13 protein-coding genes are annotated in these 18,290 nt (G+C 47.7%); 11 read left to right on the plus strand and 2 right to left on the minus strand.

The genetic code is table 11. The annotated features are described in order from the left end of the window. Positions 1-85 precede the first annotated feature (85 nt). Entirely contained in the window at positions 86-1,414 is a 1,329-nt protein-coding gene (locus ABEA66_RS32555) for an ABC transporter substrate-binding protein (RefSeq protein ID WP_345594163.1), read from the minus strand. Between the two features lie 267 nt (positions 1,415-1,681). After that, positions 1,682-3,505, minus strand: coding sequence for a rhamnogalacturonan lyase family protein (locus ABEA66_RS32560; protein ID WP_345594165.1), 1,824 nt, complete (start codon positions 3,503-3,505; stop codon positions 1,682-1,684). 459 nt (positions 3,506-3,964) lie between these two features. Here ABEA66_RS32560 and ABEA66_RS32565 point away from each other — a divergent pair, with 459 nt between their 5' ends. From ABEA66_RS32565 to ABEA66_RS32615, 11 genes are all read left to right on the plus strand, one after another. Beyond that, positions 3,965-4,756 carry a Nif3-like dinuclear metal center hexameric protein gene (locus ABEA66_RS32565; protein WP_377741283.1) on the plus strand — a complete coding sequence of 264 codons (792 nt, stop codon included), beginning with the start codon at positions 3,965-3,967 and terminating at the stop codon, positions 4,754-4,756. Between the two features lie 202 nt (positions 4,757-4,958). Then, positions 4,959-6,761 carry a sensor histidine kinase gene (locus tag ABEA66_RS32570; protein ID WP_345594169.1) on the plus strand — a complete coding sequence of 601 codons (1,803 nt, stop codon included), beginning with the start codon at positions 4,959-4,961 and terminating at the stop codon, positions 6,759-6,761. Next, entirely contained in the window at positions 6,724-7,536 is an 813-nt protein-coding gene (locus tag ABEA66_RS32575) for a response regulator transcription factor (RefSeq protein WP_192700621.1), read from the plus strand. Before ABEA66_RS32570 ends, ABEA66_RS32575 begins: the two co-directional genes overlap by 38 nt. A gap of 101 nt (positions 7,537-7,637) precedes the next feature. Then, positions 7,638-8,990: an extracellular solute-binding protein gene (locus ABEA66_RS32580; RefSeq protein WP_345594172.1), complete on the plus strand. Its 1,353-nt coding sequence runs from the start codon at positions 7,638-7,640 to the stop codon at positions 8,988-8,990. 317 nt (positions 8,991-9,307) lie between these two features. After that, on the plus strand, positions 9,308-10,189 hold the full coding sequence (locus tag ABEA66_RS32585; RefSeq protein ID WP_345594174.1) for a carbohydrate ABC transporter permease: 882 nt from the start codon (positions 9,308-9,310) through the stop codon (positions 10,187-10,189). 30 nt (positions 10,190-10,219) lie between these two features. Then, positions 10,220-11,086: a carbohydrate ABC transporter permease gene (locus tag ABEA66_RS32590; RefSeq protein WP_377741281.1), complete on the plus strand. Its 867-nt coding sequence runs from the start codon at positions 10,220-10,222 to the stop codon at positions 11,084-11,086. A 14-nt stretch (positions 11,087-11,100) separates the two neighbouring features. After that, the gene (locus ABEA66_RS32595; RefSeq protein WP_345594176.1) at positions 11,101-12,078 is read left to right on the plus strand and encodes a glycoside hydrolase family 43 protein; all 978 of its coding nucleotides are present in this window, start codon (positions 11,101-11,103) and stop codon (positions 12,076-12,078) included. A gap of 314 nt (positions 12,079-12,392) precedes the next feature. After that, a complete protein-coding gene (locus tag ABEA66_RS32600; RefSeq protein ID WP_345594178.1) occupies positions 12,393-14,012 on the plus strand; it encodes a type 2 periplasmic-binding domain-containing protein in 1,620 nt (539 codons plus the stop codon). Positions 14,013-14,080: 68 nt separating this feature from the next. After that, positions 14,081-14,998: an ABC transporter permease gene (locus ABEA66_RS32605; protein ID WP_225947839.1), complete on the plus strand. Its 918-nt coding sequence runs from the start codon at positions 14,081-14,083 to the stop codon at positions 14,996-14,998. A gap of 27 nt (positions 14,999-15,025) precedes the next feature. Then, positions 15,026-15,904 carry a carbohydrate ABC transporter permease gene (locus ABEA66_RS32610; protein WP_345594181.1) on the plus strand — a complete coding sequence of 293 codons (879 nt, stop codon included), beginning with the start codon at positions 15,026-15,028 and terminating at the stop codon, positions 15,902-15,904. Between the two features lie 59 nt (positions 15,905-15,963). Beyond that, positions 15,964-18,246 carry a helix-turn-helix domain-containing protein gene (locus tag ABEA66_RS32615; protein WP_345594183.1) on the plus strand — a complete coding sequence of 761 codons (2,283 nt, stop codon included), beginning with the start codon at positions 15,964-15,966 and terminating at the stop codon, positions 18,244-18,246. The last annotated feature ends 44 nt before the right edge of the window (positions 18,247-18,290 follow it).

Here is an 18,290-nt window from a genome sequence, read left to right on the forward strand (position 1 = left end):
TTCGGATCTATCCTCTCATGGGACGAATTAAATGACTCAGAGAACCCGCTGACCGTCCTCATGCAGCTGGCATCGCGCTTTGTTATCATTTGGCTTGCTCGGCTTCGATTTTCTTGTTCGAATTTTCATCGATCGTACGAAGTGCCGTATTCATATCGGTTTCCCCTAGAACAACCTTTGGCAGCAATGCTTTGACCTCGTTTTCCGGAGTGCCGTCGTATGGTGACTTCAAGGGAATAGCTGCCGGTTTATGGGCGAATACAGCAGACCAGTTTTTATCCTTAAAGGGACTTCCCTGGGCAAAAGCTTTCTTTACGGTATCGCTTGTCAGGACAGGAACCTCACCTTTTTTGGAGATGGCCAATTGAAACTCTTCGGAAACCAAATATTTGATGACTTTTATTGCCGCTTCTTTGTTTTTACTTGTTTTTGTGACGCTGAAATAGACCGGATAAGGCTGGCTTCCGGTTCCAGGCATATCCTTGAACACCGGCAAAGTCGCGATATCCCAATTCATCCCTTCCATGGCACTGGCGCTTGTAAACACAGTACTGGTCAATCCGACATACATGGCCAGATTGCGATCCTTCACGAAATTGTCCTTGGTAGGAAGATTCCCCGATCGTACGTTCATCATGAACTCTTTGTACCCTGCATTTGAAGCCGGCTTCACATAGATTGCCTCAAGAAGCTTATTCCATAATTCGTTGGTGCTGAAGGTGGCTTTGAGCGTTTTGGGATCCACGGTCCCAAGGGAGTATTGATTCGTTCTGAGAACATGCCCGGTCTCCCCATATAGACCCACGATTTGTTGTCCGTTCTCGTTTCTTGTCAGCTGCTTGCTGAGCTCAGCCGCCTCATCCCAGGTTAACCCGTCTTTGGGATAAGGTACGCCGAACTTATCAAACAAATCCTTGTTATAGAACAAGACCACATTCAAGTTCGTGACTGGTATTCCCCATAGGCCGCCGCCGGAAAGCTGCTTCATCCCATTCACAGCCACCGGATCAAGCTGATTTAAATCGATATTTTCTTTTTTGATCAACTCGCTCATATCGTATTGCAGGTCATTTTTCACCATGGAATTCATGAAATAGCCGATGGAATCGAAATTCATATCGATCGGTTGGTTTGCGGCGAACAGCTCGCTTTTGCTTGTTCCCTTCCCAGTCTTGATATAGGTGATGGTGTAATTAGGGAATTTACTGCGGATCGCATTGCCGAACCGTTCATCGAAGCTCTCCACAGAATCGCCGCTATCGGAATGAATCACCAATTCCACAGGTTTGCTATCCCCTTCAGACAAGCTCACGTTAGATTCCTGACCCGTCTTTTCGCTGTTGCTGCACCCCGTTGCCAGCGCAGCAGCGATAGTGAAGGTGAGCATCGTACTGCCAGTTTTTTTACGATTCACTTTGTATTTCCCCCTTAATAATCGAAACTCATCCCTGCTGGCTCAAAAAACAACTGCTATTGACTGTGAATGTTAGATTGGCACACCTCCATATTTTAACTTTATCTACCATTTAAGTAATTACATATCACCTCCTTTCAATATTTGGGATAACGAATTATTGATCATAGACTAACAAACTCTCTGGGGAAATTCCCCGCATATCTTACGTATTCGCTCGGCAAATCCCGCATTTTTGGACAAGATAGGTTATATGCAAGGGCATCATTACGGCGTTAAATAAATATTGGGTTGGGGCGGTGTAGACATTCCATTTCCAAGGTAATAATCCGTTAAATGAGACTGCTTGTATCCTTTAATAGTCATACTGTTCCGGTATAAAGGGTTTTGAGCAAGAGTGTAGAGTCGTGTATTGGTTGGAAGGGGAGTAGTAAAGATGACGAGCTTTGAAAAATCACTGCTTGTTAAAATAACTTCTTCACGCCAGTCACCAAAAATATCACCGTAGAACATAGGAGCACCACGTTCACTGCGAGTGGCTGTATGGTAATTCCAGGTAGTTACCAATCGGGAAACAGAGCTTGAGCTATAGTTCCATTTCTCAATTTTTCCGTCATTAAAGCTTTCACTCAAGAGATCTCCGTCCCACCACAGACGGAAGGCAGGGTATGGTGCTGCCGTCGTTGTTATCTGATTGTTAGTCGGGCCGTTATAAATTCCTGAGAAAGACCACGTTTCGTAACCGGAATACCGGGGGTCAATATCCCCAACATCTCCACGGCCAACATCCCCCGCAGGAGGTGTAGTAGTATGCTGCCAAAGCATCGAACCCGTCGTAGCATCGTAATAGTACTCAAGCAGCCCAAACGGATTGTCCTGTTGAATACCATAGCCTTGAAGTCCCGACCTGTTAGGATCCAGCTTGCCGATATAGAAGCGGTCGCCATGTACAACATTGCTGCCCGCCAAAGAGTAACGTAATGTACCATCGCCATTAAGGACGAAGCCGATTTCCGCTATCTCGTCTTTACCGTCGCCATCCAGGTCCGCAATCCGCATTTGATGGCCGTCCGGGGCGTTTTGTGAACCGCGTAACCATTTCCAATCCCTTGTAAGGTTAGAGCCGCTCCAACGATAAGCAGAAACAACACAATTAAAGGAGCCGTCTGAGTTGCGGTTTTTCGCAAAAACAACGATGCTTGGAGTCGTTTCATTGAGATAACCAATGCCCAATTGAGTGGCTAGAGGACCAATAGAGCTATAATCGTCCGGAAGGGGAGAGTAATTTTTGAGCGCTCCCGTCATACCGTCAAGTACAGCAAGCCATTGTTTCGTATCACTGCTGTTATTCCAAACAGTACCATCGCCAAAAGTAACACCATTCGCGATTTTGAGTACGACTTCGGCTTTGCCGTCTCCATTCAAATCATAAACCGTAACGCCATCCCACATTCCGACACTAATCGTTGAAGAACCGGGTGAAATGTTGTTTTGATTGCTGCTGTTGGGCCCGAGATTGACCGACCATAGAAAAGTGCCATCGCGTTTGTAGGCTTCCAGTCTCTGAGGAGTTGTTTCGGTACGGTCCACGAGAAAATCGTATTCATGATCCCCATCAAAATCTCCGACCCATACGTTTTTAATGGCTGAGCCGCTACGCAGCGGAACCGTGACGACAGGTTCATCTGCATGGTTAGCCGTAAGGGTAAATGAAGCGCTTGCCGCTTGTTCCGCACCGCTGATTACCGGTTTCACGTAATAACTATTAGACTTGGTAAGATCGGCAGTCGTGTCCGTAAAATTGGTGCCTCCGGTCAAAACCGAGCTGTTTAGCTTGACTGCGGTGCCGCCTCCTGCAGATCGGTATATATTAAAACCAATTCCTGACGGATCCAGCGCCAGTAAACGCCAGCTGATAAAAACATTGGAGCCATTTCGAACAGCTACTACACCCCGGCCCAGGTTTTCCATTTGCCTTGGCCCGATTGCTGCGTCTGCCGAGTAGATGGGGAAAAATAATGAAGTAGTGATGAGGGTAGAAGCAACGATTAAATTCAAGCTGCGCTTTAGTAATCTGCCAGTCTTTTTCAATAAAATCAACTCCCTTATGAATGTTGAGTCGAGCTTTTGGCAATCCAGACCAGGATCCCCAGCAATAGAACGCTTACATTATACTCACCCCCCTTTAAATTTTTTTTTAGAAATCATGATTGTCCCGATAGAACGAGGCGATCCTGCCTTGTCTGTAATCCCTCCTTGGTTCGCATTTTGTTTTGAATACGTTTACATTAACAGATCAATAAACTTAATTCTTCGCTTATTTTTATGATTTTTCAAAACCCCGTTTATTTTGTTCTGGACTATACAATTTCCTGTTTGAAGCGGAAAAAGATATTTAAAAATTACAATTTTTGTTGAATTGTTCTATGTAATAAACAGGCTCTTTCCATTAGAATAAATATCAAAACGAAGGCACCAAGACAGGATCAACAGGTAGACGCAGGTCCCGCCGTTGAGCAGCGTAAACACTAGGATAAAGGAATGATGCAGTTGACAATCACCATAGGACAAGTTATTGAGCGGTTGTTGGAGAAGGGTCCGCAAAACGAATCTACTGTTGATACATTAAGATACGGATCGCCACAGACGGTAGTAACGGGGATAGCCGTTGTTTTTGTGGCTACCCAGGCAGTGATTGAGCAGGCCGCGGCTTTGGGAGCCAACTTGATCATTTCACACGAAGGTACGTTTTACCGCCACCAGGAGGATTGGATGGCAGGGGATGATCCGGTTATTATGGAGAAAAACAATTTGCTTGATCGCACCGGCATCGCCATATATCGCTACCATGATCATATTCATCGTTGGGAAATAGACGGGATTATGACCGGTTTGCTCAACGCGCTGGACTGGACGCCTTACGTTGAAGAGCATCTGCCTGCCGCAACGATTGTGCAAATCCCTGGCATGTCCCTTGAACGTACAGCGCAGTATTTGAAGGAAAAGCTGCAAATTCCATTCGTGCGTGTAATAGGGGAACCGGAGATGCCCTGTACCCGCATAGGGTTATTGGCAGGCTACCGGGGAGGGGGAGCCCTGGCACTTCCATTAATGAAGGATTACCATCTCGATCTGGTTATCGCCGGAGAAGGGCCGGAATGGGAAACACCGGAGTATGTTCGGGACGCTGTTCATCAAGGAAGGAACAGGGCATTCATCGCTTTAGGCCATGCGGAGAGCGAGGAGTACGGCATGAAGGAACTATCGGAGCGGCTGCGGGAGCAATTCCCTGGTCTTCCCGTACATTTTATTAGGGAAAAGCCGTTATTTCGTGTTGTATAGGGAAATACGACGATGATGTACATCAAGAATGGCCTGCCTGGAATGGCGGTCATTCTTGATTTTATTTTGGGGCGTCAGATCGTATCTTAATAATACGCAAGCGCTCTGCCGTTGGCGGGATGGAAGTAATAGCCAAATGAATAGGGGCTGTAGTATGATTTGGTCAGGACATGACGCAACTATGATAAGGGAGGACCCTACTTTGTGGCAGAAGGTGGCTCATTGGAATACGCTGCGCAATCAGATGCTGGCTGGATTTGTTTCCGTCATGATCATCGTTCTGATCTGTGCCGGCATCATAACGTACAACTCGGTTTCCGGGCTCCTCAATTCCAAAGCGGAGACTCAGATGAAGCAAATCGCCAGCCAAGCCGACGGCAGATTGGAAGCGGTTATTAAGCAGATCGACACCCTAACCTTGCAGGCGGTTAACGACGCGTACTTGCAGCAGCTTTTTCTGTCGATGGTTAACGGGGATAAAGCCAGCTTCAGCGACCGCCAGGCTCTGATGAAAATCGCCAATCATATCCAGGGGTACAGCGGAGGCGTGACCAACGTTGAATTGTATACCCCGGATTATGTGAGGGTATTTCCTCTTGATGAGGAAAGTCTTACCCATCGGGTCGCTTCAAGCTGGATCGAACAGGCCGACAGAGAAAAGGGAAAGCTGATCTGGGTCGGGAACGACCCGAAAGATTCCGAATCGGTCTTGGCAATTCGCAGGATCAATCTGGTTGACCGCTGGTTTTCGAACGGCGGGTATTTGCTGGTACGCATCAACCGAAGCTATTTTGAATTCCAGCCCGGACTGCCGGATAGCGGGCATCGCGAGCTGCTGCTGCTTGCCGATAGCGCGGGAAAACCGATTGTGGCGGACGGAGCGGCACTCTCCGATGTAAGTGAACTGATGGTCACCGATGCACAGAAGGTTACGATCGGGCAGCAGCGCTACATTCTCGTCAAGCAGCCTTCCGAAACGACCGGCTGGACGCTCATGATTTTGTACCCGGTCAGCGACATCACTGAAGGAATTTCCGTACTGCGATGGGCCATTCTTGTATCCGGGGCGATCGGTTCGATTTTATTTATTCTTTTGTCATTCGTGCTCTCGATGATGATTACCAGACCTATCCTTCGGCTCATGAGGGCGATGCGCAATACCCGGCAAGGCGTTCTGACGCCTAACCTTACGAAATCCTATACGACTGAGCTGAATGATTTGAATATGACCTACAACCAGATGGTGGATAACATCAACCGTCTCATTAAGCTGGTGTATGAAAAAGAAGCTCTCCAAAGCCGCACCGAATTGAAAGCGCTGCAGGCTCAAATCAATCCCCATTTTCTGTATAATACTTTGGAAGCGCTGTACTGGTCCTTGCAGGAGAAGGAGGAGGAAGAGCTCGCCGACCTCGTCGTGGCAATGTCGGATTTGTTCCGCTATGTCATAGACAGCCCGAATAAAGACGAATGGGTTACCATCGGTGAGGAGCTTGAGCATATCAAACGCTACCTGCGTATTATGAGTGTTAGGTTTGGCAGCCGCCTGGTTTGGGACATTAGCGCTCCCGACGTTTATCATCACGTTCATGTTCCCAAGCTGCTGATTCAGCCGCTGGTGGAGAACGCGATTTTGTACGGACTGGAAGGGAAAACAGGATCAGGCCTCATCACCATCCGGGTGGAGCCGTCACCTGTACAGGCATCGGAGGTGCGGATTATGGTAAGTGACGACGGCCCAGGTATGAACGAGCGAGAGCTTCATGCCATCATGAGTACCCTGAAGGCGGGAGGTGTTCCTCCAACGAAAGGAAAGGGAACCGGGACGGGCATTTTGAATGTGCAGCGGCGCATTCGGCTCTATTACCCGGCTTCCGCCGAGGGCGGCAGAGGATTATCGATTATCAGCAACCCCGGGCAAGGGACCCGTGTTAGCTTTGAGATTCCGATTCATAAGGAGGCAGCCGATGATTCAATCCGGGAAAACCATTCTTATTGTGGATGATGAACCGTTAACCAGAGAGGGCATTCGCAAAACCTTGGAGACATGGTCGGCCGGGCAGCATCAAATATGGAGCGGCAGCAATGCGGCGGAAGCCCTTGAGGTGCTATCCAGCCGTCAGGTCCATCTGCTGATCACAGACATCCGAATGCCGGAGGTAAACGGCCTGCAGCTGGTGGAAACCATGCAGCGTACCGGTCATAAACCCGTAGTTATCATCATTTCCGGACATCCGGATTTTCAGTACGCCCAATCGGCGATTCAATTAGGTGTCGTCAATTATTTGCTGAAGCCGATTCAGAAGAGCAAGCTGGTTGAGGCCGTGGAGCAGGCGCTGCGAATCGAAGAAGAGCGCGGACGCGTTGAAGTACTGGAGAAATTGGTCGATACGCGGCTCATGCAGGCCAAGACCGCTGCCAAGCAATATAGTCTGCCGGTCCAGCAAGCGATCAGCTATGTGGAGCAGCATTTGCAGGAGCCGCTCGGCATGCGCGAGGTAGCAAACCAGATTCACCTGAATCCGAGCTATTTCAGTGCGCTGTTCAAGGAACAAACAGGCTTTACCTTTAGCGAATACATAACGAGAAGCAGGCTGCAGAAGGCGAAGGAGCTGCTGCTGCAAACCAGGCTTTCGATTACGGATATTTCGGAACAGATCGGCTATCAGACGCCAAAGTATTTTATCAAGCTGTTTAAAGATTACGAAGGGATCAGTCCGAATCAGTACCGTAAACAAGCGAACGAAGCCGGAAGCATGGTTGAAAACGTAGAGACCTAAAAAAAGTGGAATAATTCCCGATGGCCGTTACCTCCTGCAACGGAAATAAAAGCGTTACAATCAATCTCGTAGTCAATATATGGTTGAGGGGGAAATGAAGCATGGCGAATAAAGCGCTTACTTGGACGTTGACCACAATGCTAAGCCTAGGTATGGTACTGTCAGGCTGCTCCAGCTCGAACGGAGGAACAAGCCAGAACTCGCAGGAACCGGCGAAAGGCGGCGGCACAAACACAACCGAATCAGCTAAGAAAGTTACGATTAAAATGATGCACCTTTGGCCGGCAGGGAGCTCGGCTACACAGAACAAAATTGTAAACGATATCATTAAAGAGTATCAGACCGCAAATCCCAACGTTACGGTAGAACAAGAGATTCTGGAGAATGAGCAGTATAAAAACAAAATGAAAGTGCTGTCCACCGCCAACAATCTGCCGGATGTGGGCTTTACGTGGGCGGCGGGGTACATGGACCCTTATGTAAAAGGCGACATGTTTGCTCCTCTGGATGATTTGCTTCAGGGCGATCTGAAAGATAAGTTTGTCAGCGGAACGACGAACGCTTACGCCTTCAGCGGAAAAACCTACGGCCTTCCCGTGGAGCTGAACATTGTGCCGGTTTACTACAATAAAGCGATATTTGCCAAGTATAATCTGCAGCCGCCCAAAACCTACGACGATTTTAAAACTATCGTGAACACGCTTAGCTCAAACGGCGTAGCCCCGATCGCGCTGGGTAACAAAGACCGCTGGACGGGTTCACTCTGGTACATGTATTTGGCCGATCGGCTGGGCGGACCGGAAACGTTGAAAAAGGCGATTGACCGTACAGGTTCGTTCGAAGATCCGAATCTGATCCGCGCCGCTTCCGAAATTAGACAGCTTGTAGATATGAACGCATTCAACAAGGGCTTCAACGGCTTGTCCAACGATGAAGGCAAGGCGGAATTCATGAACAGCAAGGCGGCTATGTACATGATGGGGACATGGGAGCTTCCGAACTATACGACGAACAAGGATGTTCCGCAATCGTTCAAAGACCAGATCGGCTTCTTCAAATTCCCGACGGTTGATGGCGGCAAGGGGAGCCTCGACAGCTGGGTTGGCGGTCCGGGGGTCGGCTTGTTCGTGGCCAATAACTCCAAGGTGAAGGAAGAATCCAAGAAATTCGTAAGCTTCTTCGTTCAAAAATGGGGAGAGCATGCGATCTCGGAAGCCGGTGTCATTCCGGCAACCAAGGTGGACACCTCCAAGGTAAAGCTTCCTCAAATGTATATTGATCTGTTGAACGAGCTGAATAAAGCGAGCAACATCACCTTGTTTGCGGACGTTCAGATGAAGCCTTCCTCGGCCGAAGTGCACTTGAACATGATTCAAGCGTTATTCGGTAAAGCGGCGACGCCTGAAGAGTTCGCCAAGAAGCATGAAGAGGCTCTGGCTAAGGAAGGCAAATAGTAGTCTAGTAGAATAAAGCATAGAGAGAAAGAGCATATTTCTGGATAGGTCTAGATTTTCGAGAAACTCAACTATTCAGAATAAGGCAGATGGGTGGAGGTGGGGCATCCCCTGTAGGAGCGGTAGCGTCCGCCTTTGTTATTGGGAATATACCGCTGTTAAACTATAAAAATAAATTTCCCGATAACAACAGCGGCTGGAAGGGGATACCCCACCGGTGTACCACGTACAGATCTGGATCTTTGGAGGTTTCTCGAAAGTCTCAGCATATCTGGATATGTCCTATCTCTCTATCGCCAGGAAAGGGGAGTGCCAGATTGAATAAAGTCATGTCCAGCAAATCTATCATTGCGCTGTATGTCATTCCCTCGCTGCTTTTAGTGTTGGCCTTAATCTATTTGCCGATCGTGTTGACGGGCTATTATGGATTAATGAAGTGGGACGGCGTCGGCAAGATGAGTATCATCGGTTTGCATAACTATACCACGCTGCTTCACGATGAATTGTTCTGGAACAGCGCCAAGCATTCTTTTCTTCTTGCGCTGTTTTCGACGCTGAGCTTGCTGGTCTATTTGCTGGTTGCGCTGGTCTTGTCCTCGCAAATTCGCGGTGCCAACATCTTTCGCAAAGTGTACTTGATTCCCATGCTGCTGTCGTCCGTAGCAATCGCCCAGCTGTGGCTGAAAATATTTCATCCGACGAATGGCGTACTAAACCATTTGTTATCTTCACTGGGAGTTAAATCTACACCCGAATGGCTCTCGGATCCTTCGATTGCCCTGTATGCGATCTTTATTCCGATATTGTGGCAGTATGCGGGGTTTTATATTTTGATTTATTATGCCGCGCTAAAAAATGTGCCTGCCTCACTCATCGAATCGGCCCGGATTGACGGCGCAAGCCCGTGGCGGATGGCTTGGTCGATCCGTATTCCGTTAATCTCCGAAGTATTGAAAGTGACCGTCGTGCTTGCCGTTGTCGGCTCGCTCAAATATTTTGATCTCATCTATGTCATGACGGGCGGCGGCCCGAACGGAGCCAGTGAAGTCATGGCCTCCTACATGTACAAGAAGGCGTTCAAAGAATACGATTTCGGTTACGCCAGTGCAATCGGCTTCTTCCTGCTGTTGATTTGCCTGGTGATGACGTGGCTGATACGCAAGCTGACAGCATCCAAGGACAACATCCAATATTCATGATGAAAGGAGAACCCGGTGAATATCCAAACGATAGAGCGTAAAACGCAAACGGCCGCCGTGAACAGCAAGCTTTTCGCACAGATCGGATATGTCGGTCTGTACATAGTTTTAACCGCCGTCGCCGTGATTCAGATTGTTCCGCTGCTTTGGCTGATGCTGTTCTCCTTGAAAAATAATGAAGAAATATTCAATTTGGCTCCTTTCGCATTCCCGGAACGGCTTCGCTGGGAAAATTACGAGAAAGTATGGACACAAGGGCATATTAGTGCCTACTTTTTCAACAGTGTGTGGATGACCGTCGTTTCTGTTGCGGTTACCGTATTGCTGGCAAGCCTCGTCACCTTCGCGTTGACGCGGATGAAATGGAAGCTGCAGTCGCTCGTTCTCGGCATTTTCATGGTCGGATTGATGATTCCCGTGCATTCGACGCTTATTCCGCTGTTCAGCTTGTTTACGCAAACCAATTTGACCAATCATCCGCTGTCGATCATCCTGACGTATATCGCCTTTAACCTGCCGATTACGATTATGATTATGCTTGGATTTTATTATACGCTGCCCCGCGAGGTGGAAGAAGCGGCAGTCATGGACGGATGCTCCGTGAACCGTATCTTCTTCAGTATTATCCTGCCGATGACTGTATCAGTCCTATCGACAGCGGTTATTATCAATATGATTTATAACTGGAATGAGTTTATTTTCGTCAACACGTTCATCAGCTCGGATAAGTATAAAACATTAACGGTCGGCATACAAAACTTCATCGGCCAATATACGACGGATTGGGGAGCCATCGGGGCTACTCTCATGATCAGTATTCTGCCGATATTACTGGCGTTCGTGCTTCTTAGCAATCGCATAGTAGAAGGGATTGCAGCCGGTTCGGTCAAAGGATGAAAGGAGCAATCGAAATGCAAAATCTGCCAATACCCAAACAACCGCTGGTTACGCATATGTACACTGCCGATCCATCTGCACATGTGTTCGAAGGGAAGCTCTACATTTACCCTTCTCACGATATTGATCACGATGGGCCTACGAATGATAATGGCGACCAATATGCGATGGAAGATTATCATGTCTTGTCTCTGGATAACTTTGAATCGCCTGTTGTCGATCACGGCCAGGTCCTTCACCTGAAAGATATCCCATGGGCTTCCAAACAGCTTTGGGCCCCGGACGCTGCGTACAAAAATAACACCTACTACCTGTTCTTCCCTGCACGGGATCATGAAGGGGTCTTTAGAATCGGCGTTGCAACGAGCACGTCACCGGCGGGTCCTTTTCTCCCGCAGCCGCAATATATCGAGGGCAGCTTCAGCATTGACCCCGCCGTTCTCGTCGATGATGATAGTCAAGCCTATATGTATTTTGGCGGGCTATGGGGAGGGCAGCTGGAGAAATGGCATACGGGCGTATTCAATCCGAATGCTGAAGGGCCCGCTCCCGGCGAGCCGGCGCTTGGTCCTTACGTTGCGCTGCTAAGCGAAGACATGCTGTCCTTTCAAAGCAAGCCTGTGGAGATTTCGATAGTAGACGAAGCCGGCAACCCCTTATTGGCAGGTGACGAGGAACGTCGTTATTTCGAAGGACCTTGGGTGCATAAATATAAGGGTTGGTACTACTTGTCTTACTCTACGGGCACGACCCACAAGCTGGTCTATGCGATCAGCCGGAATCCGGAAGGGCCGTACACCTTTAAAGGGACTATCCTAACCCCGGTCATCGGCTGGACTACCCACCATTCCATCGTCCAGTTCGAGGACAAATGGTATCTGTTTTATCATGACTGCTCCCTTTCTGATGGAGTCGATCATAAGCGCTGCGTGAAATATGCTGAGCTGCATTATAACGAGGACGGGACGATACAAACGATCGAACCTTATTAGTAATGCGAGCAACTTTTTTAGTAAAAGAAGTATCATGCGAAAAGCCTCGAGCTCTCGAGAAAGAGAGATTCGCGGCTTTTTTTATTTGAAAAAAAACTGTCGAAAGCCCCGAAAAGCCTTATGGAACAAGGCTTTGTCATAAATTGTAGATCAAGGCAAATAGAAGCGATAGCAATTTCATAAGAAATCGATATAGTAGAATTATTGAAGATATACTTCATGATGAATCGAATGTATTCTTGCATTCATAGGCTTAAGGCTACTCCACGATATGGTGCCGGTGCCGAACCTAATACGATAAAGGGGAGTGTTTTATGAAAAGTAAGATACGTTCGAAAGCATTGCCGGTAGCGGCTTCGATTCTTGCATTGTCGCTGACGGCAGCCTGCGGCAGCACGGGGCAGGATAACGCGAAAGGAAGCGGAGCATCGGCTGATAACGGAGCTTCCGGAGCTCCAGTAAAAGTAACCATGTGGACGCCTCTCAATCCTAATGCTGCAGCTGCAGTCAAGAGTATGAGCGAGCTGCCCATGATGCAGGAATGGGCCAAAAAGACGAATGTGACCTTTGAATTCCAGCATCCATCAGGAACGAGCACGCAAGATCAGCAGCAGCAATATGGCGTCATGGTAGCCTCCAACAATTTGCCGGACTCGATGCTGTGGAACTGGAGCAACATAACCGGCGGCACAACCAAGATGTTTCAAGACGGAACCATCATGAAGCTGAACGATCTGATCGATAAATATGCGCCGAATTTGAAGAAAATTTTGAATGACAATCCGCAAATTGCCAAGCAGGTCAAGGCAGACAACGGCGATATCTATGTTTTGCCTCATTTGAGAGTAGGGCAGCATGGACAATATAAAACCTTCTCGGGATTGATGCTCCGCCAAGACTGGCTCGATGAGCTGGGCTTGAAGATGCCGGAGACGATGGACGAGTGGGAACAGGTACTGAAAGCGTTCAAAGAGAAAAAAGGCGCGATCCCTTTCACCTCGCAGAAGAACTATGTGATCTCCAATTACGATTTTGCAGGCGCTTTCGGGCTTCCGGGCATGAACTTTTATGTGGATAACGGCAAGGTCAAATACGGGCCGCTTGCACCGGAATATAAGGAATATTTGGCGTTAATGCAGCGCTGGTACAAAGAAGGCCTGATTGATCCGGACTTTGCGTCTAACGACTCCAAAACGATGGATGCGAAGGTGACTTCCGGTAAAGCGGGGGCATTCTTTGGTTATATCGGCGGAAGCATGGGAGTGTATACGCCCGCATTAGTGAAAGAAAATCCGAAAGCCAAGCTTGCGGCCGCGCAATTTCCGGTGATGAAGAAAGGCGAGGAGCCTAAATTCACGCAAGCGTCATGGGAATATGACAATGTAGGCACGGTCATTTCAAGCAAGAGCAAGCACGCTGCCGACATTGTGAAGGCTATGGATTATCTGTACAGCGATGAAGGGGCTATGCTGAAAAACTTCGGTATTGAAGGTCAAACGTACAAAATGGAGAACGGTCAGCCGAAGTATACGGACCTGATTTTGAACAATCCGGATAAATTGCCGATTGCTACTGCGATGGGTAAATATTTTATCGCGAACTACAGCTTTACCGGTTTGGACGATGACCGCTATAACGATCAATACTACCTGTTGCCTGAGCAAAAGGAAGCTGTGAAAATCTACTCGAAGTACTCAAATAATACGTATAAATATGCACTTCCTCCGATCGTGCCTACACCTGAGGAAGCCAAGGAAATGTCTAAGATTAAGAACGATGTGGAGACGCTGTTGAAGGAGCAAGTAACCAAAATCATCATGGGCTCCGTAAAGGTTGAAGATTATGATAAAACCATTGAGCAAATCAAGAAAATGAATATTGATCGCGCAATTGAAATTAACCAAGCGGCGTTGGATCGCTACAACAAGCGTTAATAGACAGATGAATCGAGGGGGAGCCTGTCTGTTTCCCCTCTTTCATACGCAAGAGAGGAATGGAAAATATGGCGAAGTCCATTAGGTTGCTAACGGATGATATAAGGAAGAATCGCGCCATCTACCTGATGGTACTTCCGGTTGTCCTGTATTTCTTTATTTTTAAATATTTGCCGATGTACGGCGCTGTCATTGCTTTCAAGGATTTTAGCCCGGCGAGAGGGATTTGGGGCAGCGAATGGGTCGGATTGGATCATTTCACCGCATTTTTCAAAAGCTATTATTTCGTCCGCGTGTTGAAGAATACGTTTTTGATCAGCTTTTACAGCTTGATATTTGGTTTCCCGGCGCCGATCCTTTTAGCTTTGTTGCTGAACGAGCTTCGTCAAAAATGGTTTAAATCGATCGTGCAAACGGTTTCTTATTTGCCGCATTTCGTCTCCATTGTCGTCATTGCCGGCCTCATTATTGATTTTACGAATCGTGACGGCATCGTAAATTCCGTGATTACCTTCTTTGGAGGGGAAAGCTCCACGCTATTGAACGATCCAAGTAACTTCCGTACGATTTTCGTCAGCACAGGGGTTTGGCAGGAGCTTGGCTGGTCGTCCATTATTTATTTGGCTGCATTAAGCGGCATCAACCCTGAGCTGTACGAAGCCGCTCGTGTGGATGGGGCGGGCAGAATCCGGCAAATATGGAGCGTGACGCTGCCGGGTATTGTTCCTACGATTATGATATTGCTAATTCTTAGAGTCGGCGGTCTTATGGAGGTCGGATTTGAGAAGATCGTCCTGCTGTACAACCCTAATACTTATGAAACCGCAGATGTCATCTCGTCCTTTGTTTACCGTGAAGGCCTGGCTCAAGGCAATGATTACAGTTATACAACGGCCGTAGGCTTGTTCCAGTCGGTGCTGAACTTTGTGCTGCTGATTGGCGCTAACAGCTTCTCCCGCAGATTGACGGGGAACCAGTTATGGTAGTTACAGGTTGGGGAGGGTTTCCTGCATATGAAAACAAGAGCATCTGAGCGTACGTTCGATGTCATCAATATACTGATCATGACGATTATTATGGTTTGCACGCTATATCCGTTTTACTATGTTCTGATGGCTTCCATCAGCGATTCCAATTTGCTTATCCGTCATACCGGATTGCTGCTGAAGCCGGTAGGCTTTAATCTGGAAGCGTTCCAAATGGTGCTGAAGAACCCGAATATTTTTTCAGGCTATAGAAATACCCTTATTGTTCTGGTTGCAGGAACGGCTATCAATTTGTTGTTCACAACCCTTGGAGCGTACGCTCTTTCCAGAAAGTTTATGCTGCGGAAATACATCATGATGGCCATCGTATTTACCATGTACTTTAGCGGCGGATTAATTCCTACTTATCTATTAATTAATAATACCCTTGATATGGGTAACAGCCTGCTTGCGCTTATCGTTCCGGTAGCGATCAGCACGTGGAACCTTATTATTATGCGAACCTCCTTTGAAGCGATCCCGGAGGGTCTGCTGGAGTCGGCCAAAATGGACGGCGCAGGGGAATACCGCATCTTATTTCAAATTGTTGTCCCTCTTTCTATGCCCGTTATGGCCGTAATGGTGTTATACTATGGCGTGTCTCATTGGAATTCCTGGTTTCAGGCGATGCTGTTTCTTCAGAACCGGGAATTGTTTCCGCTGCAGCTCATTCTAAGAGAAATTCTTGTACAGAACAGCACGGATTCAATGACTACCGGTACGGGGAATGCGAACGATACGATGGCGATCGGGGAGAGTATCAAGTACGCGACGATCATGGTAGCGACGCTGCCCATCTTGATCGTATATCCTTTTTTGCAAAAATATTTTGTAAAAGGCGTTATGGTTGGGGCTATTAAAGGGTAGAGCAAAATCCGCTGATAGGAAAACAAATGAGATTTAACAAGTATGGGGGGCTTCTTCTAGTGAAACGCAGCATATATTTATTTTGGCTAATCTCCAACTTAACCATTCTATGTATTCCTATCATCATTACGATGCTTGTCCTTTTTCAGTCCCAGCATTTGTTGAGTACAGAGGTAATTCGCTCGAACAGGGCACTGCTCAATCAGATCAAGCAATCTCTTGACAACCAGTTTAAAGATATTAAGCAGATGGGCATGCAGCTGTCGCTGGACCCTAAGGTTGTCAGTTATGTGGATAAAGCGGATTACAGTGATGTGCAAACCAGGCTGGATACGTTAGCCTTAATTCCTTCGCTTAATTCTTATTCAGCCTCCAACGGGAACATCAGTGAAATGTATGTCTATTTGAAAAAGCAGCATTTTGGCGTTACAACGTCGACGATGAACGAGGAGCCGCTGCTCTTTCAGCTGCATCACGGGAACGAAGGCATCACGCTGCAGCAATGGAGAGAACGTATGGAGCAGCCGTACTTCGGAAGCTTTCTCTCTTTAGCCCCCGGCAGTCTGGTTTATTTGCAATCCTTACCTCTTCAGATTGGCGATAACCCGCCGGCTACTCTGGTCGTTCTGCTGAATGAAGAGCGTCTCAAAAATGAGATCTCGAATATTCAAATTGCCCAAGCCGGCACCGTAACCATTCTCGATAAGGAGAATCATCCGATTCTGTTTACTGGAGACCCGGATACCGCTAGTCAACTCGATTTTAGCCAAATCCAGTCTTCGGAGGGCTCCTTTAACCAGCAGCTGGGCAAGGAAGAAGTGACGGTATCCTATATAGCCTCTGTAGAAACGGATTGGAAGTATGTGTCCATCATTCCGGCCAAAGTATATTCCGCCAAGGTAAGTCAGCTGCGCAGCTGGATCTATGTCGCCTTGCTGCTCTGCTTATTCGTAGGCGGACCGTTATCCATCTGGATCACAAGGCGGCATTATATGCCGATCCGCCGCATGGTGGACAGCGTATCTCCGAAGGTGAGATCCAATCTGGAAGGCATCGGAGATGAGTTCTCGCTGCTGCAGTCCTTCATGACAGAGAATGCGGCTATGCAGGATTTGGCCAACCAAACGATCCAGAAGCAGCAAAATGCGTTAAAAAGCCATTTTCTCGCACGGCTTCTGAAAGGCAGGGTGGAAAGCGGCTCAGCGCTGATCCAATCGCTGGAATCGTTCGATCTGCGTTTTGAGACGAATCGGTTTGCCGTACTGTTCATGCATATCGGCGATTATTCAGCCTTGTTCAAGGATAATGATTTGCGCGACGCGGAATCGAAGCTGCAGTATGTTTATTTCATCGTAACGAACATTACGGAGGAGCTCATTAAACGCAGGCACGCCGTACATTCGACGGAAGTGGATGGCATGATGGCTTTCCTTGTCAATATTTATGGCGATGATGAGGCACGCGCTAAGCAGGAATTGATCGAAATCGCCCATGAGGCGCAGAAGGTCATTCAGGATAATTTTTATATCCAGGTGACGATTGGGATCAGCGGAATTCATTCCTCTCTGAGTGGAATCCCGCATGGATTCGATGAAGCCCTCGAAGCATTGGAATATAAATTCGTCATCGGGCCAAGCCAAATCATTCCGTTTGACCGGATCAAGCGGCCCAAGAATGAGCTGTATTATCCACTGGATATGGAGCGGCAGCTGATTAATCATATTCGTACGGGACAATATGAAGAGGCTATGGAAACCGTCGGCGAATTGATAGCTACGAACGTATCGGATGGTACGCTGTCCCTGCAGCTCGGCAAGCTTCTCATGTTTGAATTGATCGGGACGATTCTGAAAGCCATTGAGCATATGGATCACGGGACGAACGAGCTGGCTGCGGAGAAGCATGAGCTCATTAAACAGTTGACCCAGTGCGAATCGTTTACGGAGATTGAGGATGAAATATATCAGTTTTTGAAGACCGTGTGCGATTACGTCGATTCCAAGAAAAAGAGCCATAATACGAATCTGAAGGAGCAAGTGCTTACCTATATTGAGGACAATTTGTCCGATATCGACTTGAGTCTGACGTCGACTTCTCATCATTTTAATGTGAACGGGCCCTATTTATCGAGATTTTTCAAGGAACAAACAGGAGAAACGTTCATCGACTATGTGAATAAGCAGCGTGTACAATGGAGCAAGAAGCTTCTGCAGGAATCCGAGGAGACGATTACGGACATTACGCAAAAGGTCGGATTCTCAAATAGCAATACGTTTATTCGAGTGTTTAAACGATACGAAGGGATTACTCCCGGGCAGTTCAGAAAAGGGGAGCAGCCGTAAAGGCGATCCCATCAGCCAGTTTCATTCTCTTGAGGAGGGGGACA

It is taken from the genome of Paenibacillus vulneris (genome assembly GCF_039543185.1).
GTDB classification, from domain to species: domain Bacteria; phylum Bacillota; class Bacilli; order Paenibacillales; family NBRC-103111; genus Paenibacillus_S; species Paenibacillus_S vulneris.

Coding starts and splice junctions, on each gene's coding strand:
- ABEA66_RS32575 (WP_192700621.1), top strand. CDS start 6,724: ATGATTCAATCCGGGAAAACCATTCTTATTGTGGATGATGAACCGTTA.
- ABEA66_RS32580 (WP_345594172.1), top strand. CDS start 7,638: ATGGCGAATAAAGCGCTTACTTGGACGTTGACCACAATGCTAAGCCTA.
- ABEA66_RS32595 (WP_345594176.1), top strand. CDS start 11,101: ATGCAAAATCTGCCAATACCCAAACAACCGCTGGTTACGCATATGTAC.
- ABEA66_RS32600 (WP_345594178.1), top strand. CDS start 12,393: ATGAAAAGTAAGATACGTTCGAAAGCATTGCCGGTAGCGGCTTCGATT.
- ABEA66_RS32605 (WP_225947839.1), top strand. CDS start 14,081: ATGGCGAAGTCCATTAGGTTGCTAACGGATGATATAAGGAAGAATCGC.
- ABEA66_RS32610 (WP_345594181.1), top strand. CDS start 15,026: ATGAAAACAAGAGCATCTGAGCGTACGTTCGATGTCATCAATATACTG.